Source organism: Mycobacterium sp. PO1 (assembly GCF_017312405.1).
Taxonomy (GTDB): Bacteria; Actinomycetota; Actinomycetes; order Mycobacteriales; family Mycobacteriaceae; genus Mycobacterium.
The window spans coordinates 120,849-145,671 of record NZ_BLTG01000007.1; the positions used below are offsets into that span (position 1 = coordinate 120,849).

Here is a 24,823-nt window from a genome sequence, read left to right on the forward strand (position 1 = left end):
CGGTTCGATCGGCTGCGGAGGGGACAGCCGATCGGGCCGATTCGGGGATTCAGCGGGGCGAGGACCGCGATTCAGCGGGGCGCCGACCGCCGGGCGAACGCCGGTGCATGCTCGGGCAGTACGCCGACACCCACCACATACGCCGGCACCACCGCCAGCCACGGCATCCGCTCGAACAGGCGAATCAGCGCGGGGGGCGGACCCGAAATGTCTTCTTCCCGCACCACCGGTCCGAACAGCCGCTTGTCGAACTGCCGTTGGAAAGCCTGGGTCAGCGCGGTGGGCACGACCCGGCGCCGGCGCACCGCCCCCAGTTCCCGATCGCTCGGCCGGCCCCGGCGCAGCGGCTCGGCCAGCAGCCGCGCCGCCGCCACCCCGTCCTGGACGGCCATGTTGATGCCCACCCCGCCTGCGGGTGACATCGCGTGGGCGGCGTCCCCGATACACAGCAGTCCGTCGGTGTGCCAGCGGCGCAGCCGGTTCAGCCGCACGTCCAGGTGCTTGACGTCGTCGAGCGAGCCGATCGCCTCGACGCTGTCACCGGCCTCGGGTAACAGCTCGAGGACATCGGCGTGGAAGGCGGCCAGGCCGCGGGCCCGCAGGCGGGCGTCGGCACCCTTCGGGATCAGCAACGCGATCTGCAGGTAATCCGTGCGCGGGATGACGATCAGCGCCTTGCCCGAGGCGATGCGCGGAAACAACGTGAAGATCTCGTCATCGGCGGGGTGGGGCAGCCGGAACCACCACACGTCGAAGCTCACCGGCCACTCCGTGACCTGCAGTCCGGCGTCCTGGCGGACGACGGACGTGCGCCCGTCGCAGCCCACCGTCAGGTCCGCGCGCAGTTCGCCCGGCCCGTCGTCGCTCTGATACCTGACCCCGACGACGCGGCCGCCCTCCCGCAGCAGTTCGGTGACCTCGGTGTCCATCCGCAGCGTGAACGTGGGCTCGGCCTGGGCGGCCTCGGCGAGCAGATTCAGCAGGTCCCACTGCGGGACCATGGCGATGTACGGGTGAGGTTGGCGCAACCGCTCGAAGCTGACCATGGTCACCGGATTTCCGGGGCGGGCATCGAACGTGACGTTGCGGACGCGGCTCTGCGGCAGCTCGGTGAACTTCGGCCACAGGCCGAGCTCGTCGAGCAGCCGCAACGTGGTGGGGTGCACGGTGTCACCGCGAAAGTCGCGCAGGAAGTCACCGTGTTTCTCCAGCACGGTGACGTCGACCCCGGCCCGGGCGAGCAGCAGGCCGAACACCATGCCGGCTGGGCCTCCACCGACGACGGCGCAGGTGGTCTTCGCAGTCACCCAATCACGCTAGCCGCCCGCCGGCGCCTCGGGAAACCTTTCGGTGATCCATCGTCTGCCCTGCTTGGCCGCGCGGGCCAAGGCGCCGCACTCGCCGAAGTACGAGGCCACCGCCCCGACACCGGGAAGCATCCCCAGGTACCGGAAGGGGGCGCGCGGCTGGGGACGTTTGGCGAGTTCATCGCCCACCGCCTCGAACACGCCGGGCAGCCGCCACACCGCCGTGCGCAGGCTCGACGGGGTCGACCGGGCGGGCTCATCGGCCTCGTCGGTGTCGCGGCTGCACAACACCTCGGCCAGCATCCGGGCCTGTTCGCGCGGCTCGGTCACCCCCAATTCCCTTGCCAACGCGCACAATACGAGCGCCTGGTTGACGAATCCGAGCAGATCCTGCACCGGCAACAGCCGGCCCACGATGCCGAGAACTCCGGGATAGGCCACCGCGACGGTGTTCAGCGCGCCGATCCGCCACACCCACCACCGGATGCGGGCGTCGGTGCCCATGCCGTCCCACGCGACCGTGCCGGGCAGATCGGCGGCATTGAGCGCGCGGGCGATCCCGTCGGCGACCAGATCGATCGGCCCGCCATCCGGCCCACTCTCCGGCGATGAGGAAGGCACCCGCCGCTTGAGTTTCAGCGGGTCGGTCGCGCCCACCACGTCCAGTACCGGATTGAGCATCCGTACGGTGCGGTACAACGCGTCCTCGACGTCGTCGTCGGTGATCGTCACGTCGGTCGTCGGCCACATCGGCATGGCTGGAACATGTCCTGTTCGCGCCGACCTCAAACGCGACGCCACGTTTGTCTGCCGCCCGCCGACCACCGGTGCGATAGTTGTCCGGTGGGGGTGGATCGGGTGATGGGGGGGTCGCGTCTCGCACGGTCGGCGTCCCAGGGTCCTGTGTTCGTCGTGCTGTGTCTTCTCGCGGTCGCGGTGATCAGCTGGTTTTCCCTGGTGACGCAGCCGGCGGCGCTGGCCACCACGGCATGGTGGCCGGCTGCGGGTGTCGCGCTCGGCCTCGGTCTCCGCCTGCCCCGTCGGTGGGTGTGGCTGCTGGCCACAGCGGTCGCCGCCATCACGATTCCCCTCGCGCTGTGGGCCGGCCGACCCGCGCTCCTGGCGACAGGACTCTCGGTTGCCGCTGGTCTCGAGTTGGTCGTGGGAACGCTGATCATGCGGGGCCGGCGCGATGAGCTTCCCGCCCTGTCCACCCCACGCGACATCGGACGGTTGGTGGTGGCGGTCTTCGCCTCCGCCGCCACCTTCGACGTGCTCTCGGTGCTGGTGTCGCTCGCCGTCGGGGACACCGCCGGCGCCTGGACGCGCTTCGTCACCGGTGCTCCCCGGCATGCCGCCGGCATGATCCTGCTGGCACCGCTGTTCATGAGCCATCCCCGCCGACCGCGCGTAGCCCAACCGGTGGAGATAGCCGCGCAGATCGTGGTGACATTGGCGGTCGCCGTCTTCGTCTTCGTGCTCAACGACCTTCTGCCGCTGGCGTTCCTGCCGTTCCTTCCGCTGGTCTGGGCCGCGATGCGGTTGACCACCCGGATGATGCTCGTCGAGATGCTGGCGGTGGCGCTCGTGGCGTCCGTGGGCAGTGCCGGTGGACGTGGGCCCTTCTCGTTCGACCGCCTCACCCCCGAGACCGGCAGCATCGTCCTGCAGATCTTCGAGGTGTCCATCGTCATCGTGTTTCTCGCGCTGTCCCTGGCGGTGGGCCAGGAACGGGAGACGGCGCGGCGTCTCAACATCAGCGAGGAACTGTTCCGCCGGAACTTCGAGGCCTCGGTCGCTGGGAGCCTGATCGTCGCCCGCGACGGCGACGGTTGGTCGGTTCGGCGCAGCAACCTGTCTGCCGAGGAGATCCTGCCCGGCCTGAGCGCAGGCCGCACGCGGCTCGATGATCTGTTGGGCGCACAAGCGAGCGAGGCGCTTTCGCGTCACGCCGACAGTGTTTCCGACGGGTACCGGGAAGTCCGGGTGACCACCGACGCGGGCCGCATCCTGCATTTCAGCATCGTCGCGATCTCCGCGGAGCGGGCCGATTCTCTTCTCGCGCTGCAATTTCGCGACATCACCGAGATCAGCCGCGCGCGCCGGCTGGAACGGGAAGAAATAGCCCGTGCCGCCGAGGTGCAACGCGCGTTGCTGCCGTGGAGCCTGCCGACTGTGGCCGGATGGCAGGCGGCGGCGAAATCGGTTCCAGCCAAACAGGTTGGCGGCGACTTCTACGATCTGCGTCTGCACGACGGGCAGGTGGTGCTGAGCCTGGGCGATGTGATGGGTAAGGGCATGGGGGCGGGCATGCTCGCTGCGGCGTCGCGCGCGGCGCTGCGGACCAACCCCCTGGACCTGCCGCCCGCCGCAGCGGTGCGCAATGCTGCGGCCGCCCTCGACGGCGACCTGCATCGCACCGGCGCCTTCGTCACCGTCGCCTACGTCCACGTCGACCTGGCATCCGGTGAGTACCGATTCGCCGACGCCGGCCATGGACTGCACTTCGTGGTGCGTGACTGTGGAGACACCGTCGAGCACGTCACCTCCGGGGACCTGCCGATCGGTCTCGGCAGCGACTGGCACGAACGCCGCGGGAAACTCGATCCCGGCGACGCCGTGCTGCTGGTCAGCGACGGTGTCATGGACGTGTGGGGAGGCACGGTCGAGGACCTCCACCACGCGGTCACCGACATCGCACGCCGACACTGCGGCGACGCCCGCGCGCTGATCGACGCCTTGTGTGCCGGTGCAGCCAAGGTCAGTGACGTCGACGACGTCACCGCGCTGATCTTCGGTCGTGAGCCGATACCCGCGGGGTCGAGCGGGCCGGACCATGTGGTGGCCGGCGAGCCGTCCGCATCGAGCTGACGGCCCGCCGCGGACCGCTCAGCCCTGGCGGGCCACGATCACCGGGATGCGGGCGCTGTGCACCACCTTGCTGCTGACCGAGCCGAGCAGCATGCCGGCGAAGCCGCCTCGACCGTGGCTGCCGACGACGATCAACTGCGCTTTCTCGGCCTGTTCGAGAAGCTGATGTGCCGGCTTGTCGCAGGTCACCACTGGACGCACCTCGACGTCGGGATAGCGTTCGTGCCATCCCGCGAGTCGTTCACCCAGCACCTCTTCGCCCAGGCCCTGCATGATCTCGTAGGTCACGCCCGGATACTCGATGGCGGTGGCGTCGCTCCACGCGTGAACCGCCACCAGCGGAACGCCATGGCGCGCGGCCGCGTCGAAGGCGATCGCGGTGGCGGCCTCCGAAGCCGGCGATCCGTCGATACCCACCACCACCGGCGCGCCGGCCAGTTGGTCGGCGGGAGTGTCGTCATGGATCACCGCGACCGGGCACCGCGAATGGTGCACCATCGCCGAGCTCACCGATCCCATGACGGCGCGGCTCACGGCGCCCTGTCCGCGGCAGCCGACCACGATCAACTCGGCGTCCTTGGACAGGTCGATCAATGTGCCCATGATCGTCTCGGAGTGCAGCTCACTGGTGATCGTCACCCCGCCGAGCGATTGTGCGAGTCCCTCGGCCCGCGTCGTTGCCTCGTCCAGCACGGCGCGACCGTGGTCTTCCAGGGATTCCCCGTAGGCGGGCCCCGGTGGCATCTCCGGCCAGGCGACGACCATGGGGGGCCGTACGACGTGCACCACCGTCAGCGTTGTCTTGCGGGATGCGGCCTCCCGCACCGCCCACTCGAGTGCCGTGTCGGAGGGCGCGGAACCGTCGACCGCCACGACGATCCCGCGAGCGTTCGGTTGTGCATTGCGGTGTTCACTGTGGGCAGTCATCGTCCGTCTCCCTTCTGCCCGGGTTCCGGTGGGTACACCTCCACGCTAGGACGTGACGCAACCCCATCGCACGGGTCGAAAGTCCCCGATCGGGCTCAGAACTTCAGATAGCCGCCGTCGATGCGCAGCACGTCACCTGTCTGGTAGCGGCTCGCCGGGCTGGCGAGATAGGCCGCGACGCCGGCGACGTCCTCCGGTCCTCCCCAGCGCCGGGCCGGTACGCGAGGCAGCACCCGGGAACTGAACCGCTCGTCGGCCAGACCCGCGGAGGTCATGTCGGTGTCGAACCACCCCGGTTGAATGGTGTTCGCACGGATACCGTGTCGAGCGAGTTCGACGGCCATACTGTCGATCAGCGCGGTCACCCCGGCTTTCGACGCGGCGTAGGCGGGCTGACGGGGCATGCCCTGCAACGCACCCAGGCTGGACACCCCCACCAGGCTGCCGCCCCGTCCGGCGGCAACCATCTGCCTGGCCGCTTCCCGCAGGGTGAGGAACACGCCGTCGAGATCGACGGCGGTGGTCGCCCGGAACTCGGCCAGCGAGGTGTCCAACACCGGGGTGAAAGTGCCGCGCACCCCGGCGTTGGCGAAACATGAGTCGAGACTGCCGAATTCAGCACGCACGCGGGCCATCGTGTCGGTCACGGCCTGCTCGTCGGTCACGTCACAGGTCAGAGCCAACACCGGACTGCCCTGGGTGCGCAGTTGCGCCGCGGCGTCCTCGAGACGATGCGGGTTGCGTCCGATGACGACCACCGATGCCCCCGCGCGGGACAGCCCGGTCGCCATACCGAGACCGATCCCGGAGCCGCCTCCGGTGATGACGGCGACATGGCCGGTCAGGTCGAACGGATCGGTGCGCGCGGCATCGTCGGTCACGGGTCGACCTTACGTGGACCCGTCCCGGGTGACTCGATCCGGATCCGCACGCGAAGTCGCGCTCGGTAGCCCGTGCGGAGGCGCGCAGAGATGACCGTGCCACGTCACGCTTGGATGTCATTGTGGCCGAAAGCCTCACGACGTGATCCGGTAGTGGTTAATCTCCGAAACGAGGTGGGGGCCAGCAAAAATCATGTTTGACGACATAGAGATTGGCAATAAGTAGATTTATGGGCTTTGTCGAGTTCGTACGGGACCGTTGGACGGTCTTGTCGTTTCTCGCCTATCAGCACATGAGCCTCGTCGTACAGACCCTGGTGGTCGCCACCGTGATTGCACTGCTCATCGGGATACTCATCTACCGTTCGCCCTGGGGTGTGGCACTGGGTAACACCGTCACCGCGGTGGGACTGACCATTCCGTCCTACGCACTGCTCGGTGTGCTCGTCGGCATCGTCGGACTCGGCGTGCTGCCGTCGGTGATCATGTTGTCGTTCTTCGGGGTGTTCCCGATCCTGCGCAATGTCGTGGTCGGCTTGTCGGGAGTGGACAAGACGCTCGTCGAGTCGGCACGGGGGATGGGCATGGGGCGGCTCACCACGCTCGTACGACTCGAGTTACCGCTGGCATGGCCGGTGATCATGACCGGTGTGCGGGTATCGGCGCAGATGCTGATGGGCATCGCGGCGATCGCGGCGTTCGCGCTGGGGCCCGGTCTGGGCGGATACATCTTCTCCGGCATCTCGCGGATGGGTGGGGCCAACGCCACCAACTCGATCGTCGCCGCCACCATCGGCATCCTCATTCTCGCCGTGATCCTCGACAGCGTTCTCAACGTCCTCACCCGTCTCACCACCCCGAGGGGGATTCGTGTCTGACTCGGCTCGCACCGGGGGTGCCCGCATCCTGCTCGACGGGGTGACCAAACGTTACGGCGAGGGGTCGGCGCCGGCGGTCGACAACATCTCGATGGAGATTCCCGCCGGTGAGATCGTGATGCTCGTCGGACCGTCCGGGTGCGGCAAGACCACCACGATGAAGATGATCAACCGCCTGATCGAACCAACCAGCGGGCGGATCCTGATCGGCGACGACGACGTCACCAAGCGTGATCCCGACGAGTTGCGTCGCCACATCGGCTACGTCATCCAGGGTGCGGGGCTGTTCCCGCACTTCACGGTCGGCGACAACATCGCGATCGTGCCCAAACTGCTCAAATGGGACAAGGACCGCATCGCCGCGCGGGTCGACGAACTTCTCGACCTGGTCAGCCTGGATCCCGAGCAGTACCGTGATCGCTACCCCCGCGAACTCTCCGGTGGTCAGCAGCAGCGCGTCGGCGTCGCCCGGGCGCTGGCCGCCGATCCGCCGGTGTTGTTGATGGACGAGCCGTTCGGCGCCGTCGACCCGATCACCCGTCAGCGGCTGCAGGACGAACTGTTGCGTCTGCAGGAGGATTTGCGCAAGACGATCGTGTTCGTCACCCACGATTTCGACGAAGCGGTCAAGCTGGGCGACCGGATCGCGATCCTGCAGGCAGGCTCGAAGATCGTGCAGTACGACACGCCGGAGCAGATCCTCACCAATCCGGCCGACGACTTCGTCCGGACCTTTGTGGGCGCCGGGGCCGCGCTGAAGCAGCTGACGCTGACCAGGATTCGGGACGTCGGCCTGCACGAGGCCGCCGTGGCTCACATCGGTGACGATCCCGGCGACGCTGTGCGCACCGCGCGAGCGATCGAGCGCGAGCATGTCATCGTGCTCGACGCCCAGGACCGGCCGCAGCGCTGGTTGTCGCTGGAGGATCTGGCCGACCCGCGCTCGCTGGAGCACGTGTCGCGCGACGAAGACCTCGAGTGCGTCAGCCTGGCCTCGACGCTCAACGACGCTCTCGACGAGATGCTGACGTCCTCGCACGGCGTGGTGGTGGTGACGGGCCGCCGCAACACCTATCAGGGCGTGGTGCGGGTCGAGACCATCATGGACGCGATGTCCGGGGTGCGCTCGGCGGCGAATACGGCAGGGCGCGCACCGTGACCGCCGCCGTCACCGACGAAGAGCCCGCCGAAACCCCGGACGACACCGAGTCGGGCGGTGCAGGAAGCCCTTTCGGTTTCGTGCGCTGGTTTCTGCAACCGCTCGTGTGCGTCGCAGCGGTGGCCGGTTGTCTGATCTACGTGAAGCTCGCTGATGTCACGCCGTCGGAACAACGCTCGCTGGGTGTGCCGAACCTGCTGGAGCTGCTGGGCCAGCACATGTCGGTGAGCTTGGCGGCCACGCTGCTGACCTGCGCCATCGGCATTCCCCTCGGTGTCGCACTGACGCGGGGGCAGATGCGCCGCTACTCCAAGCCCATCATCACCGTGGCCGGTTTCGGGCAGGCGGCCCCCGCGATCGGCCTGATCGCGCTCGGGGCAGTCATCTTCGGCATCGGCGAGGTGGGCGCGATCGTCGCGTTGACCGTCTATGGCGCGCTGCCCATCGTCGCCAACACTGTCACCGGCCTCGACGGCGTGGATGCGCGCCTGGTCGAGGCCGGGCGAGGGATGGGGATGTCCGGCACCGCGACCTTGATGCGGGTGGAGCTGCCGTTGGCGTTGCCGGTCATCGTAGCCGGAGTCCGCACCGCGCTGGTCCTCATCGTCGGCACCGCCGCGCTCGCAGCGTTCACCGGGGCCGGCGGCCTCGGGCAACTGATCACGACCGGAATCAAGCTGCAGCAGACCGTCACACTCGTGGTGGGCGCCATCCTGGTAGCCGCGCTGGCCCTGTTCATCGACTGGCTGGCCCGCGTCGTCGAGATGGTCGCGTCTCCGAAAGGACTGTGAACACCATGGGCGCGCGCGCTGTCGCACTGATCACGGCGATCGTGGTGGCGAGCGTGACCAGCTGCGGTCTGCAGTCGGCGAGCGGCACCGTCCTGGACGCGGCGCCGGGGACGATCCAGCATTACGACTCATTGGAAGGCGTCCCGGTGACGGTGGCCGCCAAGGACTTCACCGAGCAGTTGATTCTCGGCAACATGCTGTCGATCATTCTCGCCACTGCCGGGGCCGACGTCACCAACATGACCAACACCCCGGGCAGTTTCGGCGTGCGCCAGGCCATGCTGTCCGGTGATGCGAACATCTCGCCGGAGTACACCGGCACGGGTTGGATCAACTACCTGGGCAACGAAGACCCGATCAAGGACCCCACGGCGCAATGGCAGGCCGTGAACGAGGCTGATCAGGCCAACGGTTTGACCTGGCTTCCGCCGGCGCCGATGAACAACACCTACGCGTTCGCCATCCGGGAGTCCGAGGCGCAGCGTCTCGGGGTCACCAAACTGTCGGATCTGGCCACGCTGGACCGCTCGGAGCTGACGTTCTGCGTGGAAAGCGAATTCGCCAGCCGCAACGACGGTTTCGTGCCGATGCTGCAGACCTACGACCTGTCCAGAGACCAGCTGGGTCAGGTCATCACGCTCGACACCGGAGTCATCTACACCGCGACCGCCAACGGCGACTGCAACTTCGGCGAGGTCTTCACCACTGACGGTCGCATCCCGGCACTGGATCTGCGGGTGCTCGAGGACGACCGGCAGTTCTTTCCGCTGTACAACCTCACCGAGGTCATCGACACCGCGTTGTTGGAGGCGCACCCGGAGCTGGCGGAGATCTTCGGACAACTCAACCCGCGCCTGACCAACGAGGTCATGCTGACGTTGAACGCCGAGGTGGACAACGAGGGCCGGGATCCGGCGCTGGTCGCCCGGGACTGGTTGATCGAAGAAGGTCTGCTCTCAGCGCCCTCGTGAGGGGCCGTTCAGAGTGCTTTCCACCAGCTGACTGTCGGTGACGTGTCGGACCAGTACTGCTGCGGGCTCGGACAGCGCGGCGCACCCCAGTCGCGAAGCGCTGTGCGCAGGCGTTGGATCAGCGGCGCCACCGTGTGCGCCGACAGGACCGGGATGTTCTCCGATAGCGACACTTTGCCCTCCCTCAACCCTCCCGAAGTGACGCGGGAGATACCCCTCCTGCAGAGCATTCAAACATCCCGTTCAAGCACAACGAAGCCCGGTGCGAGGCAATTCGCACCGGGCCCGTGTCGGAAGATCAGCTGATGCCGACGACTTCCTGAGCGATGGCGGCCAACCGCGTCTGCGCGGCCGACACCACACGCTGACGGTTCTTGTGCGCCTCCTCGTAGGCGACGATGGCGCGGATGTCAGCGGCGTCCGTCAACTCCTTGGCAGCGTTGGCGGCCTCGTTGACGTTGAGGTCGTCGTAGTCCGAGATCGGCAACTCGGCAGCATCGAGGATGCCGGTGTTGCCGCGCACCGAATGGATCGCGTCGGCGGCGTCGTCGGCGCCCTCCTGACGGGTGATCCGCTCTGCGGCGTCCAACGCGGAGTCGCGAGCACCGGTCAGCGTCTTCGTCACGACCTCGGTGCTGCGTGAACCACGCTCGACCAGATCGGCGAATGCAGGTCGCACCGAGCGCACGGCCTCGGCCACCCGCTCGGCTCCGCGGGTCGACCACGTGAACGGCAGGTTGGCGAACTTGACGGCCAAGCCGGTCGCCGCCTGCAACGGGGTCCGACGCAGGGCTGCCGGACCGCCGAGGGCGTCCTCGGCGAGCACCGTGGTCAGCCACTCGACGGTGGCGGTGTGGGCCGTGATCAGCCGAGCGGCGAGCTCCTCGACATCGGAATTCTTCGCCGACACGGCCAGGGCCTTCACGTAGCGGGCACGGTCGAGCAACTGGCCCTCGAGCGCGAGATCACCGAGAAGGGCCTCGTCGAACGGTTCGGCCTGCTCGGTCAACGCCTTGACCGCCGCGGCCGCACGGCCCAGGAACGGACCGATCACATCGGGGAAGCCGCCGAGGTCGCGGATCGCCTGCTCGATGGCGATGGCGCGGGTCCGGCCGTTCTCGGCGTTCTGGGTGAGCTCGCGGCGTACCGCGTCGGTGCGCGCCTGCGCGATGCGGGTCTCGGCGACCTGGATCTCAGTGTGGGTCAGGTCCAGCACCGTACGAAGCTGGGCGATGAGCGTGGCGGTGGTCGATTCGATCGACACGGCGGTGGGAGTCGTCATTGTCTCGTGCACTCCTTCTCTCGAGTAGACGGATGAAGCGTTCTGGCGCCAGTGGCGCTCACGCAGTCGCATACCCGATGGCCCGACAGCTCATCGCGGATTCATCAGCTGTGAGATATGCGGCAATCACGTGAGGCCTGAGGCGAATCGGGTAGTGCCGGTGTCTGCTCGGGGCGGGGCGGACGTGATTGGCTCGGCTACCAGCGGGGTAACTACTTGCTCGTGTTTTCGACGTTTGTTCAGCCCACCCTCCCTGCCCCTCGCGGTCCGATTTCGATGTCCGTGGTGGAGCTGCTGGCTGAGCGCGCGCCGTTACGGTCCTTCAACCGGGTGGAGACCTCGCTGGCCGACGCGGATCCCGCGGGCTTGGACGTCCAGTTGGCGCTGTACCTGTGCTACGAGCTGCACTATCGCGGATTCGCCGGCGTGGACGCCGGATGGGAGTGGAATCCCGGTCTGCTGTATCTGCGGGGCCGACTCGAAGATGTGTTCCTCGATGACATCCGTCGTGCGGTCGGCGACCTCGAACCCGGCGTCGGCGCCCTCACCGAGCTCGACGAGCTGTGCATCGAACCGGTGGACGGCAGCGGACTGTCGTACTTTCTGCGCGACGAAGGCTCGTGGGAGCAGATGCGTGAGTATTTCGCGCACCGCTCCCTCTACCACCTCAAAGAAGGGGACCCGCACGCGTGGGCGATTCCGCGCCTCAGCGGGCAGGCCAAGGCCTCGTTCGTGGCCGTGGAATTCGACGAGTTCGGCGCGGGCCGGGGTGCGCGGTTGCACCAACAGCTGTTCGCCGACCTGCTCGACGCGGCCGATCTCGATTCGGCCTATCTGGGCTATCTGGACGATGTGCCCGCTGCGACTCTGGCGGTGGTGAACCTGATGTCGTTGTTCGGCTTGCACAGGCGCCTGCGGGGCGCCGCGGTCGGGCACTTCGCCGCCACGGAAGTCACCTCCCCGCCCGGTTCGCGACGGATGGTGCAGGCACTCGAGCGGCTCGACGCTCCTGAACCGTGCCGTGCGTTCTACGCCGAGCATGTCGAGGCCGACGCCGTGCACGAACAGGTGGTGCGCACCGACGTGGTCGGCGACCTGGTGGCCCGTGAACCCGAACTCGACGCCGACGTCGTGTTCGGCATCCGGGCGTTCGACGTGGTGGAGACGCGGCTGGCCGATCACCTGATGGAATGCTGGCAGACCGGGACGCCGTCACTGCGTCGAGAGATCGCCTGAGTCAGTCGTCGTGGTGCGGCGCCGTTTTCGTGCGGCGCCGGTGGCTGGTGTCGCACAGCGGATAGGTTTTGGACCTGCGGCAGGCACAGATCGCCACCATGAAACGGTCAGATTCGACCACGTTCCCGTCGGGCATCTCGATGCGGACCGGACCCTCGACCATCACCGGCCCGCCCGGCACCACGCGTACCGTCCGAGGCGGTTGCTCGGTCACGGGGCGTCCGCGCGGACGACCACGATGCGTTCCTGTCGACTGCCGCGAGGCAGCAGACCGCTCTGCATCAGCCACGGGGCGCGGGCTGAGAGCACAGGACCGAACGGAATCAGTTGCTGAGCAACGACTTCAGCGTGCATACCCTGCGCCCGCAGTGCGCGCAGGGTGCTCATGACGTTCGAGCATTCCGACTGGACCACCAGCATGGTGCCACCCTCATCCAGCAGAAGTGGGGCGGCGGCGCACATCGGGTCGAGGACCATTCGTCCGTCGGCGCCGGCATCCCAGGCGCGCGACGGGCCGGCGGTTGCCGGGATCGAACACGGGTCTCCATCGGGCGCCTGCGGGACATAGGGCGGATTGGCGACCACGAGGTCGAACGGGGCGAATTCCACCGCCCTGGCCCAGGATCCGCGATGCACGTCCATGCGGGTGCCCGCGGTGAGGGCTGCCTCCCTGGCCTGTCGTACGGCGCTGGGGCAGATATCGAACGCCGTCACCTGGCTGGCTCCGGCGGTGGCCGCCGCCATGGCGATCACCCCGCTGCCGGTGCACAGGTCCGCCACCCGGGCGCCGGGGACCAGCCCGGTCTCGATCATGGCGTCGATCAGCAGAAGCGAATCTTCTTGAGGGGGATAGACCTCGACCGTCGTGTCTGCCGAACCGAACCCGGTGTATGCACTCGTCACCCAGCATCTATGCCCGTTCCTGCACTGCCGAAACGTGTGTCACACGCCGGTAAGGTCTGCGCAGGCACGCTCCGGACTAGACCGTGACGGTGTCCGCCGCCGGTTGGCGGGTCGGAGTGATCCGTCCCTTGACGCCCTTGACCGACGCCCGGTTGAGCAGTTCCTGGTAGAAGTCGTCGGAGACGGTCCGGGTACGGGTCAACAGGAATCCGCTCAACCCGGTGAAGTCGGTGACGATGGCCCACTGGTAATCGGGGTCGAGGTCGACGATCCAGTAGTTGCCGGGCGGGTTGGTCGAGGGGCTGCCGAAGAAGAATGCGACGTTGAGCTTGTTCTCCGAGCCCTCGACCGGCAGCGCCGCACCGACGATGCGGGATTCGGGGCCGTTGTTGACGAAGTAGTTGCCCGAGTTCTCCACCCTGATGGACCCGTCGGGGTTGAGGCTGTACTGCGCGGTGGTGTTGACCAGCCCGATGGAGAAGAACTGCTTGACGCTGCCCACCTCGTACCAGGTGCCCAGGTAGCGGTTCAGGTCGACGACGGGCGGCGGAGCCAGGACCACCGCCGCGGTGTCGCCCATCACGATGTACTGGTCCGGGGCTCCGTAGATGCCGGCGCCGTCGGCGGGGCCCAGGCCCTGGTAGAGGTCGTTGATCCACCCCGTGGCCAGCGTGTACACCGCCTCGGTGTTGCCGGCAGGGGAGAACCGGGTCACCAGTTGGGCGAAGAAGTCGATGATCGGGTTGCTGCCCAGCATCGAGTCGACGTGCGAGCCGTTGGCCAGGGTCACGCCCACGAACTGGCCGGGGCGAGCGGCCACCAACTCGGCGGTGGTCGCGCCGTTGGAGTTGAAGGGCTGCGGCGGCGCGGCGATCTGATAGACGGGGATGTAGGGGTTGTCCAGGCGTTGCAGCGCGTCGGTGACCACTCCGCTGAACGAGAACCCGTCGAACATCACCACCCCGCGCAGATTGCCTCCGCTGCCGGGATCTGCGGCGTAGTAGCCGCCCGCGGCGGTGGCGAAGCCCCCGCCGGCGGAGTGGCCGGAGAGCACGAAGCTGGTCGGCAGGGTGCCCACCAATCCTGCCGCGGTGGCGCTCGTGTTCAGCGAGTCCTCGCCACCGACGAACATCGCGGCGACGCCCTGCTGCAGCGCTGCGCCGTTGATCCAGCATCCGCCGCAGCGCAGCGACGGGAAGGACGGAAGGTTCGCGGCCACCACCACGCTGTTGGTCTGCTGAGCCAGGGTCTTGGCGAGCGCGGAGTACGCCGATTTGGTGCCGAGGAAGCCGTGCTGCAGCCAGATGACGCCGGTCGCGGCGACCGAACCGTCGGCTTGGGTGGGGAAGTACCAGTCGGCCCGCGTCCGGAACTCGTCGTCATCGAGGGGAATGGTCAGCGTTGCGCGCCCGGTCTGAACACCGGTCACGGGGCCGGCCGCGGCGGCCTGCAGGACCGCAGGCGCGGCGTTTCCGCTGTCGGAATCGGCCGTTCCCGATGTCGCGACGTCGGCCTCCGCGGCCTCGTCAGCGACGGCCGCTGCTCTGCCGCTGGGCTGGGTGGCCGCCGCGTCGGAGGCGGCCTCTGCGGCCTCGGGATCCGTGGACGGGGTGACCGGTTCGGTGTCGGAGGACGCTGAAAGCTCGGATTCGGTGGCGTCAGTGATCCCGGCGTCGGTGGTCTCGGCATCCGTGATCTCGACGTCGGTGCCGTCGATGTCCGGGTCGGTGCTCTCGAGGTCGATGCCCTCGGTGGCGTCGGTGTCCTCTTCGCCCGCCGAGGCGAGGTCGTCGATCTCGAGCTCAATCGCGTCCGCCAGGGCCGCGTCAGCCTGCGCCTCGTCATCCGCGTCGTCGTCCGCCGAGCGTTTGATCGACGCGGGGATCGTTGCCGGGTCGGCGGTAGTACCGGAACCCTCGGTGGTACCGCCGTCGGGGGAGTTCTGCGAGGCCGCCGACGAGTCCTGCTCAGTCGACGAGCTGGCCGAGTCTGCACTGTCAGACTCGGTGTCGGCGGCCGCTACACCGGTCGCCGCGGCGAGCGTGAGGCACCCGCCGGCCCCGATGGCCCCAACCCAGATCAACAGTCTTCTCGAGGTCACGGACCGGAATCTAGCCGCGGCACCCTGCGTCGCACAGCGAATTGTCTCGAACGTCAGATTGTTGTCACGCCACGCGACAGAGCAACCAGCAAATTTGCTCCACAGTGACACGACTACGTATAGCCTTAGCCGCGATCACTGACCAGGGGGGAAATTGTGGCGTTGACAAGCAGTGATGGCGGGGATTCGCGACGCCCAGCGGTGCGGCGCCGGGCAGAAGACTTCCCGGTGCGGCAATGGCTGAAGCTGGGTGCGGCGTCGGCCGGTCTGGGTGCGGCCCTGTTGGGGTTCTCGTTGCTGGGGCCCGACGCCGCGACCGCGGCCGCGGATAGCGGTGCGGAGTCGTCGGTGTCGCAGCACAGCGATTCGGCCGAGACGTCCGGCAATCACACCGGGGCGGCGCAGTCGGACGCCGACGACGCCTCGAACGCTGATGACACCGCCGACGCCGCGGAGACAGAGGACGCCGCAGCGCTCGACGACGGCGACGCCCTCGACGACAGCGACGCGGACGAGAACGGCTCCGCCGAGACCGATGGCTCCGACGAGAACGATGGCATCGACGAGGACGGCGACATCGACGAGGACGCCGGCACCGTCGAGGACGGCAGCGACTCTGTCGACGAAGGCAGCGACTCCGTCGACCAGGTCGAGACTCTCGCCACCGATGACGACACGCCGGGCGCCCCCGTTGAGGTGGCCCTCGACCACTCCTCGCCCGCGTCGACCACTGATGACGGGATCGAGGAGGACGCCACTCTCGTGGCGGCGGCCGCGGTGGAGACGCCGGCGGTCGCGGACGAACCCGCAGCCGAACCGGTACCGGCCCCGCCGTGGTTGGCGCCCCGGCGCACCTGGAGCGACGTCGTCGCCGACACCATCGACGCCTGGACGAACAGCACGCAGGCCTGGATCGACTCGCTGTCGGTCAGCGAAGAGCGCAAAGCCGAACTGACAGAATCGTTCTGGAATCTGCGTCGCACCTTCTTCAACCAGGCACCCACCGTGGCGCCGGTGCAGATCAGCGGTCTGATCACGGGTCCGATCGACGGAACGATCGGTGCCGTGGATGCCGACGGAGACGAGATCGTCTACCGGCTGGTGCGCGGACCCCGGCAGGGAACGGTCGAGATCAACGCCGACGGCTCCTATGTCTACACGCCCGATGCAGATTTCGACGGAGTCGACACGTTCCGTGTGATCGCCATCGATCGTGGCTTCCATGTCAACCTGCTCAGCCTGCTGCGCCCTATCGGCACGCGAGCCACCTCCCTGATCAACCAGGGCGCCATCACGTTCGCCTTCAACTACCTCGACGACGGCGCCGGCTGGACCGAGGAACGGCGGCAGGCCCTGGAAGACGTTGCAAATCAGCTGCTCTGGTACTTTCGGGTCGATCAGCCGGTCACCCTGACCTACGACGTGGGTCTCGAGGACGACGAGTTCCTCGCCTCCGCGGGCAGCGATCCGATTTCAGAGCGTGCGGGCTTCTGGCGCACGGTGGTGCAGAACAAGCTGCAGACCGGAGTCGACTCCAACGGCGACAAAGCCGACGGGGAGATCTTCTGGAATTTCACCGAATTCGAGTGGGGCCTGGCCGACACCGTGGGCAGCGGCGAATACGACTTCGCGTCCACCGTCATCCATGAACTGATGCATTCCTTCGGTTTTCTGTCCGCTGTCGATGCGCCCGGAAAGAACAACGATCGCGACTGGGTGACGTTCGACAGATTCGTCGTCACCTCGGCGGGTGCCCGGCCGATCAGTCCGTTCTACCGGTGGCGCAACCGCTTCGATCCGTTGCTGACCGACGAAGAGGACGGACTGTACTTCGGGGGCGCCAACGCGATCGCCGCGTACGGCGGGCTGGTGCCGCTGTACACGCCGAATCCGTGGCAGCCGGGAAGCGCGATGAGCCACCTCGACGACTTCACCTTCACCGGCGTGAATCAGAAGATCATGAATGCCGCGACCGCCAGCGGGCTGAGTGTGCGGGTCCTCAGCCCGGTAGAACTGGCTATCCTCACCGACCTCGGCTATCACGTGGTGATGCCGGATTCACCGCCGTACGCGGCGGCGGCCCTCGGGTTCGTGCTGCTGGGTGGGCGCCGCCGGAAGTCGAAGGCGGCGCCACGCTGAGTTCTGGCCGAATAGCGAAACGGGCCGATCCGTTCGGTCATGTTCCGGCAGGTGAACGCGGTGCCTGCCTATAGTGCAACTGTGCCTGAGATGAATCGCCGCGGTGCCATGCTCATGATGGGCTTGGGGATGGCCGCTGCGGCTACCCCGATACGGTCCGCTCACGCTCAGCCGCCCGCGGCGGAGACCGGCCCGCAGATGTTGTGGCAGGACGAGTTCAACGGCCCCGCGGGAGCACCACCCGACCCCGCGAAGTGGTTCATCGTGCCCGCCCGCGAGACGATCCGGAACCCGCACGAGTGGGACAAGCCGTTCAACATGGGCCGCTACGTGACCGACCAGGAGCACGTGTTCCAGGACGGCACCGGAAACCTCGTCATCCGCGCCACCCGCGGTGAAGGCGCCAACATCCAGGAGAAGTACGCCAGCGCCAAGATCATGGGGCTGTGGCGCGGCGGTATCGGGACCACCTGGGAAGCACGGGTCAAACTCGACTGCCTCACCGACGGCGCCTGGCCGGCGTTCTGGCTCGTCAACGAGAACCCGGTCCGCGGCGGTGAGGTCGATCTGGTCGAGTGGTACGGCAACAACGACTGGCCGTCGGGAACCACGGTGCATGCCCGGCTGGACGGCACCTCCTTCGCGACCGACCGTCATCCCGTCGACAACGCCTGGCACACATGGCGGATGACCTGGCAGACCAGCGGAATGTACTTCTGGAAGGACTACCAGCCGGGCATGGAGCCCTTCTTCACGGTGCCGGCGAACTCGCTGCAGGACTGGCCGTTCAACGATCCGGGCTTCACGATGGTCCCCGTGTTCAACATCGCCGTGGGCGGCTCCGGCGGGCGTGAACCTGCCGGCGGCACCTATCCCGCCGAGATGCGCGTCGACTGGATCCGCGTCTTCAGCAGCTAGCGGGTGTCGACGGGACTCCGTCGAGCGCGTTTCCGGCCGTACGCCCGTGCGCGTACTTCTGTACCCCTAAGGGGGGGATTCTCGTTTCCCAGCGTTGACCGCACCTGTTTGACCGACGCAGCATCAGCAGCGCGATGCCCTCCGCCTCGCCCGCGCGAACCAGCGGAGTCGTTCATTCACAGGAGGTCAGTGATGTCCCTCGTCGATGCCCACGGGAAGGCGCAGACGCGCCACCGGAACGAGTCGGTGCAACGGTTCGTCCGTCGGTTCGTGCCGGCCACCGGGACGCACCCACCGTCCTACGACTCGGTTGTCATCGCAGGAAACGGTATCGGTGCTCAAGCGTTCGCGGCCCAGCTGGCCCAGCATCCCCGGTTCGAGGGGAAGGTCACCTTGGTCTCACCACCAGCTCAGGAGTCACGCCGACTCATCAACGGGGTCAGCCTGCGCGGGGTTGCGGCTGATTTCCTGAGCTCGGCCGTCGGTGTCGATCATGCGACGCTCCTTCAGGCGGCGACGGGCACCAGCCTCCCCGGACCTGTGGCCCACCGCCAGACCGCCGCGATGGCCGTCGACCGCCATGGTGAGTGGACATTCAGCGATTCCGGTCCCTGGCAGGGCGGAAACAAGGGCAATGCGGCCCCGCTCGTCTACGGCATGCGCAACAGCCGCCTGGTTGCGGGGCTGCGCGAACTGCTGGCCGAGCATCCTGTCGAGTACGTCGACGACATGGTGGAATCCGCCGCGCACCTGCGGAGTCACGCTGCCGGGACACGGCCGCTGTTGGTGAATGCGACCACCAAACCCACACTGCTGGGTGGTGACTCCAGCCGGCCGCAGCGGCTCGTCCTGGCTGTGCAAGCCCCGATGTTCGAAGCGGATTCGGGAATTTCGTACCCCCTGCAACGAGATACCACCTTCGCCCCGCTGATTCGGCGCAACGGCATCATCGACGTCGGGTACTTCACCCCGTTCGCCGACCCGCTGTCGCCACGCTCGACGTGGTACGGCATCTTCGCCCGAGTCGTCGGCGCGGATTCCGGCTTCGACAAGGACGCCGAACTGGCGACCATGACCGCCGAACTGTACGGAGTCGCCAACGCGCTGGGGCTGGTGGTCGACGACGCAGCAGAGACCCTGGCCGGTGCACTGGTCCCGGCGTCGTCGTGGGGCAAGGTGGCACCCTCCAAACCAGGAACCTTGGAGCTCAAGCGGATGTACTCCGGGGGCGCGCCCTGCTACTACGCAGACGGCATGGTCTCCGCGGCGATCGGTGGTGTCATCGGCGCAGAAGCCGTGGTGCACGGTCAGGATCCCGATACTGCGATCCGGCGCGCGTTGCGCCCCTGGCGTCGACACAATTTTCTGTGGTGGCTGGAGACCAACAAGATCTCCGTGCTGACAGACAGGTTTCTTCGCGTCAATGTTCAAGCCTCCATGGCCTATCCACACAGTGCGGGTCTGAGGATGTGGAAGTCCGCGGCGTGAACAGCCTCACGCGAAGCGCGATCGGCGCCGACGAGTTCCGGACGGCCATGCGTCGCCTCGCTGCCGGAGTGAGCATCATCTCGGCGCCGAGTCCGAAAGGCCCCCTGGGTATTACGGCCACCGCGGTCACGTCACTGACCGCAGAGCCTCCCAGCCTGCTCTGCTGTGTCAACAAGAATCTGGTCGTCGGTGAAGCCATCAAGTCGATGGGTCGGTACGCGGTCAACGTCCTCAGCCAGGAACACTGCACGCTGGCCAGGCGCTTCGCCGGCATGGACGGTGCCCGGGGCGCCGAGAAATTCACGGCGGGCGATTGGGAGTACACGCCAGATGGCGTTCCCCGGCTCGCCGACAGCCTGGTGTCATTGACGTGCGACGTCGACCGCGTCGTGGCGGCCGGCACGCACGACATCCTGATCGGGGTCATCACCGACATCCGGACCGGCAGCCAGGGTGAGCCGCTCATCTACTGTGACGGATCGTTCTCCGGGGTACTGGCCTTGTGACGGTATCGCTTGTCCAGCAGCGTATTTCATGCCTCCGCTGCCGTCGAACGCAGGGCTGACCCGTCGACCGGGCCAGTCAGCCGCTCGCCGCGGGTCGCGCTTCGTAATCCTGGGCCCCGCGATGCGAGTCAGAGGTGGCCCCTGTTCTGCATCACGGTGGTGTAGTGCGCGACAGCTTGCCCTCGGTTGCCGACGTTGAGCTTCCGCAGAATCCGCTTGACGTGCGTCTTGATGGTGCCCTCGGCGAGGAACAACTGTGCCGCAATGTCGGCGTTGGTCGCCCCGGTGCTCATCAGTTGCAGAACTTCGAGCTCGCGGCGGGTCAGATTGCGCACCAATCTCAGCGAGCGTGCCGCCCGGTTTTCTCCGGTGGCCGGCTCGTGCACCAGATCGGGCTGCACAGTCAGGTGGCTCATGGCCACGTTGGTCAATTCACCTGAGCCGACGATGGTGCGGAGCTGCGCCTCGGTCTGGCACGTCAGAGTCTCCAGGACGGCGCGCTGCCGCATGAGCTGCTGCAGCGTCAGGACACGCTCGAGTGCCTGGCCGATGGAGAAAGCCAACTCGGCGGCGATGTCGCGGTCGAAGGCGTCGAGTTCTCGTCCGCTGTCGTAGGCGTCGAGGTGCAACGTGGCCTCGATCTGTCCGTTGACGAAGATCGGTGAGGCCACATATGCCTGGGTGCGGAGCATCCCCACGATCGGCTGGTAGGCCTGCGGCTCCTGCTGTGCGTCGGACACCAGCGCTGGCATCCGGCGCCGGACGACCTCGGCCTCCAGCACTCCGGGCACCAGCGGTATCGCGATCTGCTCAGCGCGGGTCTGGCAGTCTGCGGCCCACTCTTGGTTGGACGAGAAGTACGTGGACGTGGCGTGCAGCCGGCCACTGTCGATTTTGAACACCATCGCGCGATCCAGACCGGATGCCCTGCACGCTGCCTCTGCAGCAGCCCTGAGCAGGCTGGCCGGGTCGTTGTGCCCGGCGAACCGCATCCGTTGGCGCATGCTGCCGAGTGAGCGGATGCGGTCCTCGACCAATATCTGCTGCTGTTTGGCAGCGAGCTGTTGCAACGTCAGGGCGACCTCGCAGATCGTCGCCATCCGGGTCGGATCGTTGGCGGCGAAGTGCATCTGCCGGCGCAACTCGGCGATCACGTGTTCGACATGCTGCCCGAGTTCGCCGCATTCAGCCTCGTCCACGGAGGGTGACCACGGCGGGACGTCCACGAGGGTACGTGCACGCTCGAGTGCCTCGGTCAGTAGCGCAGAGAGGGATCGGCCATCGTGGCCGCGGTTGTTACGCCCGCCTCCTGACGAGGTCCGCGTCGGGGCGAACTTGATCGGCATATGGCCTCCCGCACGGTCGAGGACATCTCCGCAGCATGCCCGCTGCGGAGATCGCCGCGCAACGGAATGCGCCCGATGTACCCCGAACTGGGTACTCCTTGACCTGCGCCGCGCAGTCGCCGCGTTCTGTCTCCGCGCAGACGAGCCACCCCAGAGGTGCCGACGTCCACGCGGGTACTGCGCAATTCGATTCTCGGGCGAGAGCTTTCCCCGCGGTTCAGTAACGTGCCGGACTGTGGACACACCTGCGGAGCAAAGAAAAAGCCGGTGGGCGGGTGCAGCGTGCGCTGGCGGACATTCGTGGAGCCGATGACGGGAATCGAACCCGCGTATTCAGCTTGGGAAGCTGATGTTCTGCCATTGAACTACATCGGCCTGGTCGAACAGAAAGGCTAGCACCCCCGCCCCGTCAGCTTGCGCCGGTCAGGCCTTCCACGTCGATCACCTCGCCGCGGTTGATGCTGACCCAGTCCCGCCCGTCGAGATACGGGCGCAGGGACTGCCCGATCAGTTCGGCGTCGGCGGCGGTCTTGGGTCGTTGCAGCTCGTAGACGTGCGGCAGCGCGGCCATGCCGGTCACCACGTCCCACAGCCGCAGCGCGTCGGCCCCGCTCGGCGGATCCACCAGCACCGGCCCGAACAGGCACTGCCCGTCGAGGAACAGCGTCGGCACCCCGTAGCCCCCGGCGTCGAGCACCCTCTGATGATCGGCGCGCACGTCGTCATGCGTGGACGGATCCGCCAGCGCCTCATCCAGCAGCCCGGCGTCGACACCGATGTCGGTCAGCAGCCGCCGCGCCACCTCGGGATCGTGGGGCTTGCCGCCCAGCGTGTGCAGTTCATGGCCGATCACGGCGTACCACCGGTCCAGCAGGCCCGGGTCGCGGCGGCCCAGCAGCACCCCGATGCGCATCAGCGACCAGCCGTAGGACCACTCCCGCTCCCACGGGTGTTTCTTGCCCTCGACCCGGTTGACCTCTTCGAGGGAAAAGAATCGCCAGGTCACCTCCAGGCCGGTCTGGGCCCGGACGTCGCGGATCCACAGTGAGGTCTGGTAGGCGAACGGGCACATGGGGTCGAAGTGGAAATCGACGCTGGTGGTCATGGTTCGAGCATCCCACTCGGCGGCTACGCTCGTGCCGTGCTGCTCTCAGACCGCGACATCCGGGCCGAGATCGACGCCGGCAGGCTCGGCATCGACCCGTTCGACGACAGCCTGATCCAGCCGTCCAGCGTCGACGTCCGGCTGGACAACCTGTTCCGGGTCTTCAACAACACCCGCTACACCCACATCGACCCGGCGCAGCGCCAAGACGACCTGACCTCGCTGGTGGAGCCCAAGGAGGGTGAGCCGTTCGTGCTGCACCCGGGCGAGTTCGTGCTCGGCGCGACGCTGGAGCGGTGCACGCTGCCCGACGACCTGGCCGGCCGCCTGGAGGGCAAGTCGTCGCTGGGGCGGCTGGGTCTGCTCACCCACTCCACCGCCGGGTTCATCGACCCCGGCTTCTCCGGGCACATCACCCTCGAACTGTCCAACGTCGCCAACCTGCCCATCACGTTGTGGCCGGGCATGAAGATCGGTCAGCTCTGCCTGCTGCGGCTGACCAGCCCCGCCGAGCACCCGTACGGCAGCGACCGGGTGGGCTCGAAATATCAGGGCCAGCGCGGCCCGACCCCGTCGCGGTCGTATCAGAACTTCATCAAGACCAGCTGACGAACACGTCACAGCCGGGACTCGGCTGCCGCTTGTAGAGTCGGTGCCACCGGAGCGCCGGGCCATACTTGCGTCGCCGTCAGCTAACACGCCGACGGTGTAACGCAGCGGCTGGTCACGGCGATGAAGTACTAGTTGCGGGCTCGCCGTGCGCGGCGCGACCGGAACTTCCAGGCACAGGCAGCAAACAATATTGGAGGGCCGGTGGACATCGTATTAGGTGTGTCGATGACACCTACGACGGTCCGCATGGTGCTGGTCGAGGGCGAGAACGCCGACGGGGTCACCGTCGACCACGACGTCTTCGACGTTGCATCGGCAGACGACTCGGCAAACGCCGCCGAGCAGGTGGTCTCGGCGGTGCTGGGCACCCGGGAGAGCGCGGAGACCGGCGGACATCACCTGCGCTCGATCGGCGTCACGTGGAGTGACCACACCGCGGCGACCGCGCTGCGCGACGCCCTGGCCCGGCACGGCATCGACGACGTCATGCTCGTCTCGGAGGGCCATGCCGCCGCCTCGCTGGCGCAGGCCGTGGGCCGGGCGGTCGGATACGAGAAGACCGCGCTGCTGTTCGTCGACCGCGACACCGCCACGCTGTCGGTGGTGCAGACCGACGACGGCTCGGTCGTCAAGGTGCTCAGTCGCAGCCTGCACAGCGCCGACGCGATGGCGGTGCTCACCGAGCTCGCCGGCGCGGTCACCGCTCAGCAGTCTGCGCCGCAGGCCATGTTCGTCGTCGGATCCGGTGTCGACATCGCCGCGGTGAAGGCGCACCTCGAGCATCTGGTCTCCATTCCCGTCAACGCGCCCGAGGACGCGGAGCTGGCGCTGGCCCGTGGCGCGGCGTTGGCCAGTGCGTCGGCGCCGGCGTTCGAAGCCACCACCGTGGGCCTGGCCTACTCGCAGGACCCGGACGGTCCGACCGCGGGATCGGTGTACGCCGCTGCGGCCGCCGACACCCAACTGGCGCCGGCAACGGGCGAGCCAGACGAGGTCGACGAGGTCGACGAGGTCGACGAGAGGTCGACGAGGTCGACGAGTATGCCCCGACCGCGGCCCGCGCCGTCGAGGACGACCGCAAGCCGTTCCTGCTGGTGGGCAGTGCCTTGACGTCGATCTTCGTCGTCGGTGTCGTCGCACTGGCGATCTCGCTGGCGGTCAGCATCCGCCCGACCGCCGATCAGCGGCCCAGCCCGGCCCAGAGCGCCATTGTGCCGAGCAGCCAGGTCCCCGCTCCCGCGCCGGTCGAGGAAGCTGTGCAGCTGCCACCCGAGCAACCGTCGGCCGAGACGATCAAGCCGCCGGTGCCCGTCGTGCAGGAGGCGCCGCAGCAGGCGCCGCGGACCGTCTACGTCGAACGCCAACCCGCGCCTGCGCCGGCCGCCCCGCCGCCGGCACCCGC

Annotated in this window: 21 protein-coding genes, 1 tRNA gene and 1 pseudogene; 12 read left to right on the forward strand and 11 right to left on the reverse strand. The window is 67.6% G+C overall.

Going from position 1 to position 24,823, the window contains the following annotated elements; genetic code table 11:
• Nucleotides 1-71: 71 nt before the first annotated feature.
• Nucleotides 72-1,307: an FAD-dependent oxidoreductase gene (locus tag J3476_RS02680; RefSeq protein WP_207065004.1), complete on the reverse strand. Its 1,236-nt coding sequence runs from the start codon at nucleotides 1,305-1,307 to the stop codon at nucleotides 72-74.
• Between the two features lie 9 nt (nucleotides 1,308-1,316).
• The gene (locus J3476_RS02685; RefSeq protein ID WP_207065005.1) at nucleotides 1,317-2,063 is read right to left on the reverse strand and encodes a hypothetical protein; all 747 of its coding nucleotides are present in this window, start codon (nucleotides 2,061-2,063) and stop codon (nucleotides 1,317-1,319) included.
• A gap of 105 nt (nucleotides 2,064-2,168) precedes the next feature.
• Between J3476_RS02685 and J3476_RS02690 the strand changes: the two genes are divergently transcribed.
• Nucleotides 2,169-4,178 (forward strand): SpoIIE family protein phosphatase, encoded by a 2,010-nt coding sequence (locus J3476_RS02690; protein ID WP_207065006.1) that lies wholly within the window; start codon nucleotides 2,169-2,171, stop codon nucleotides 4,176-4,178.
• An 18-nt stretch (nucleotides 4,179-4,196) separates the two neighbouring features.
• Here the strand turns inward: J3476_RS02690 and J3476_RS02695 are convergent, their stop codons facing one another.
• Entirely contained in the window at nucleotides 4,197-5,105 is a 909-nt protein-coding gene (locus J3476_RS02695) for a universal stress protein (RefSeq protein ID WP_207065007.1), read from the reverse strand.
• Between the two features lie 95 nt (nucleotides 5,106-5,200).
• A complete protein-coding gene (locus J3476_RS02700) occupies nucleotides 5,201-5,986 on the reverse strand; it encodes an SDR family NAD(P)-dependent oxidoreductase (protein ID WP_207065008.1) in 786 nt (261 codons plus the stop codon).
• A gap of 230 nt (nucleotides 5,987-6,216) precedes the next feature.
• On the opposite strand from J3476_RS02700, the gene J3476_RS02705 reads away from it, so the two are divergent.
• From J3476_RS02705 to J3476_RS02720, 4 genes are all read left to right on the forward strand, one after another.
• Nucleotides 6,217-6,864 (forward strand): ABC transporter permease, encoded by a 648-nt coding sequence (locus tag J3476_RS02705; protein WP_207065009.1) that lies wholly within the window; start codon nucleotides 6,217-6,219, stop codon nucleotides 6,862-6,864.
• Nucleotides 6,857-8,023: an ABC transporter ATP-binding protein gene (locus tag J3476_RS02710; RefSeq protein WP_286182527.1), complete on the forward strand. Its 1,167-nt coding sequence runs from the start codon at nucleotides 6,857-6,859 to the stop codon at nucleotides 8,021-8,023. The genes J3476_RS02705 and J3476_RS02710 overlap by 8 nt, the downstream gene beginning before the upstream one ends.
• An 80-nt stretch (nucleotides 8,024-8,103) precedes the next feature.
• Nucleotides 8,104-8,814, forward strand: a complete 711-nt coding sequence (locus J3476_RS02715; protein ID WP_152519451.1) for an ABC transporter permease — start codon at nucleotides 8,104-8,106, stop codon at nucleotides 8,812-8,814.
• A 5-nt stretch (nucleotides 8,815-8,819) separates the two neighbouring features.
• Nucleotides 8,820-9,785 carry a glycine betaine ABC transporter substrate-binding protein gene (locus J3476_RS02720; protein WP_207065010.1) on the forward strand — a complete coding sequence of 322 codons (966 nt, stop codon included), beginning with the start codon at nucleotides 8,820-8,822 and terminating at the stop codon, nucleotides 9,783-9,785.
• Nucleotides 9,786-10,083: 298 nt separating this feature from the next.
• On the opposite strand, the gene J3476_RS02725 is transcribed toward J3476_RS02720, so the two are convergent.
• On the reverse strand, nucleotides 10,084-11,067 hold the full coding sequence (locus tag J3476_RS02725) for a ferritin-like domain-containing protein (protein WP_207065011.1): 984 nt from the start codon (nucleotides 11,065-11,067) through the stop codon (nucleotides 10,084-10,086).
• Between the two features lie 276 nt (nucleotides 11,068-11,343).
• Here J3476_RS02725 and J3476_RS02730 point away from each other — a divergent pair, with 276 nt between their 5' ends.
• Complete coding sequence (locus J3476_RS02730; RefSeq protein ID WP_207065012.1) at nucleotides 11,344-12,303, forward strand: iron-containing redox enzyme family protein; 960 nt, start codon at nucleotides 11,344-11,346, stop codon at nucleotides 12,301-12,303.
• 1 nt (nucleotide 12,304) lies between these two features.
• Here the strand turns inward: J3476_RS02730 and J3476_RS02735 are convergent, their stop codons facing one another.
• The 3 genes from J3476_RS02735 to J3476_RS02745 form a co-directional block, all read right to left on the reverse strand.
• Nucleotides 12,305-12,517, reverse strand: a complete 213-nt coding sequence (locus tag J3476_RS02735; protein WP_207065013.1) for a CDGSH iron-sulfur domain-containing protein — start codon at nucleotides 12,515-12,517, stop codon at nucleotides 12,305-12,307.
• On the reverse strand, nucleotides 12,514-13,206 hold the full coding sequence (locus J3476_RS02740; protein ID WP_207065014.1) for a HemK2/MTQ2 family protein methyltransferase: 693 nt from the start codon (nucleotides 13,204-13,206) through the stop codon (nucleotides 12,514-12,516). Before J3476_RS02740 ends, J3476_RS02735 begins: the two co-directional genes overlap by 4 nt.
• A gap of 76 nt (nucleotides 13,207-13,282) precedes the next feature.
• Nucleotides 13,283-15,307 (reverse strand): lipocalin family protein, encoded by a 2,025-nt coding sequence (locus tag J3476_RS02745; protein ID WP_207065015.1) that lies wholly within the window; start codon nucleotides 15,305-15,307, stop codon nucleotides 13,283-13,285.
• 162 nt (nucleotides 15,308-15,469) lie between these two features.
• Here J3476_RS02745 and J3476_RS02750 point away from each other — a divergent pair, with 162 nt between their 5' ends.
• The 4 genes from J3476_RS02750 to J3476_RS02765 all read left to right on the forward strand — a co-directional run bounded on the left by J3476_RS02750 (nucleotide 15,470) and on the right by J3476_RS02765 (nucleotide 20,358).
• Nucleotides 15,470-17,446: an Ig-like domain-containing protein gene (locus tag J3476_RS02750; protein ID WP_207065016.1), complete on the forward strand. Its 1,977-nt coding sequence runs from the start codon at nucleotides 15,470-15,472 to the stop codon at nucleotides 17,444-17,446.
• A gap of 90 nt (nucleotides 17,447-17,536) precedes the next feature.
• The gene (locus J3476_RS02755; protein WP_207065028.1) at nucleotides 17,537-18,364 is read left to right on the forward strand and encodes a glycoside hydrolase family 16 protein; all 828 of its coding nucleotides are present in this window, start codon (nucleotides 17,537-17,539) and stop codon (nucleotides 18,362-18,364) included.
• A 192-nt stretch (nucleotides 18,365-18,556) separates the two neighbouring features.
• Nucleotides 18,557-19,852, forward strand: a complete 1,296-nt coding sequence (locus tag J3476_RS02760; RefSeq protein WP_207065017.1) for a hypothetical protein — start codon at nucleotides 18,557-18,559, stop codon at nucleotides 19,850-19,852.
• Nucleotides 19,849-20,358, forward strand: coding sequence for a flavin reductase family protein (locus J3476_RS02765; RefSeq protein WP_207065018.1), 510 nt, complete (start codon nucleotides 19,849-19,851; stop codon nucleotides 20,356-20,358). The genes J3476_RS02760 and J3476_RS02765 overlap by 4 nt, the downstream gene beginning before the upstream one ends.
• A 128-nt stretch (nucleotides 20,359-20,486) precedes the next feature.
• Here J3476_RS02765 and J3476_RS02770 read toward each other — a convergent pair whose 3' ends face one another.
• From J3476_RS02770 to J3476_RS02780, 3 genes are all read right to left on the reverse strand, one after another.
• A complete protein-coding gene (locus tag J3476_RS02770; protein ID WP_207065019.1) occupies nucleotides 20,487-21,557 on the reverse strand; it encodes a LuxR C-terminal-related transcriptional regulator in 1,071 nt (356 codons plus the stop codon).
• Between the two features lie 448 nt (nucleotides 21,558-22,005).
• Nucleotides 22,006-22,079: transfer RNA gene (locus J3476_RS02775), tRNA-Gly, on the reverse strand.
• A gap of 34 nt (nucleotides 22,080-22,113) precedes the next feature.
• On the reverse strand, nucleotides 22,114-22,809 hold the full coding sequence (locus J3476_RS02780; protein ID WP_207065020.1) for a DsbA family protein: 696 nt from the start codon (nucleotides 22,807-22,809) through the stop codon (nucleotides 22,114-22,116).
• Between the two features lie 36 nt (nucleotides 22,810-22,845).
• On the opposite strand from J3476_RS02780, the gene dcd reads away from it, so the two are divergent.
• The gene (dcd, locus tag J3476_RS02785) at nucleotides 22,846-23,418 is read left to right on the forward strand and encodes a dCTP deaminase (RefSeq protein ID WP_152515164.1); all 573 of its coding nucleotides are present in this window, start codon (nucleotides 22,846-22,848) and stop codon (nucleotides 23,416-23,418) included.
• A 204-nt stretch (nucleotides 23,419-23,622) separates the two neighbouring features.
• Nucleotides 23,623-24,823 (forward strand): annotated as a pseudogene (locus tag J3476_RS02790) (hypothetical protein); the annotation flags it as partial.

Coding starts and splice junctions, on each gene's coding strand:
- J3476_RS02685 (WP_207065005.1), bottom strand. CDS start 2,063: ATGCCGATGTGGCCGACGACCGACGTGACGATCACCGACGACGACGTC.
- J3476_RS02690 (WP_207065006.1), top strand. CDS start 2,169: ATGGGGGGGTCGCGTCTCGCACGGTCGGCGTCCCAGGGTCCTGTGTTC.
- J3476_RS02695 (WP_207065007.1), bottom strand. CDS start 5,105: ATGACTGCCCACAGTGAACACCGCAATGCACAACCGAACGCTCGCGGG.
- J3476_RS02705 (WP_207065009.1), top strand. CDS start 6,217: ATGGGCTTTGTCGAGTTCGTACGGGACCGTTGGACGGTCTTGTCGTTT.
- J3476_RS02720 (WP_207065010.1), top strand. CDS start 8,820: ATGGGCGCGCGCGCTGTCGCACTGATCACGGCGATCGTGGTGGCGAGC.
- J3476_RS02725 (WP_207065011.1), bottom strand. CDS start 11,067: ATGACGACTCCCACCGCCGTGTCGATCGAATCGACCACCGCCACGCTC.
- J3476_RS02730 (WP_207065012.1), top strand. CDS start 11,344: ATGTCCGTGGTGGAGCTGCTGGCTGAGCGCGCGCCGTTACGGTCCTTC.
- J3476_RS02755 (WP_207065028.1), top strand. CDS start 17,537: ATGAATCGCCGCGGTGCCATGCTCATGATGGGCTTGGGGATGGCCGCT.
- J3476_RS02760 (WP_207065017.1), top strand. CDS start 18,557: ATGTCCCTCGTCGATGCCCACGGGAAGGCGCAGACGCGCCACCGGAAC.
- J3476_RS02780 (WP_207065020.1), bottom strand. CDS start 22,809: ATGACCACCAGCGTCGATTTCCACTTCGACCCCATGTGCCCGTTCGCC.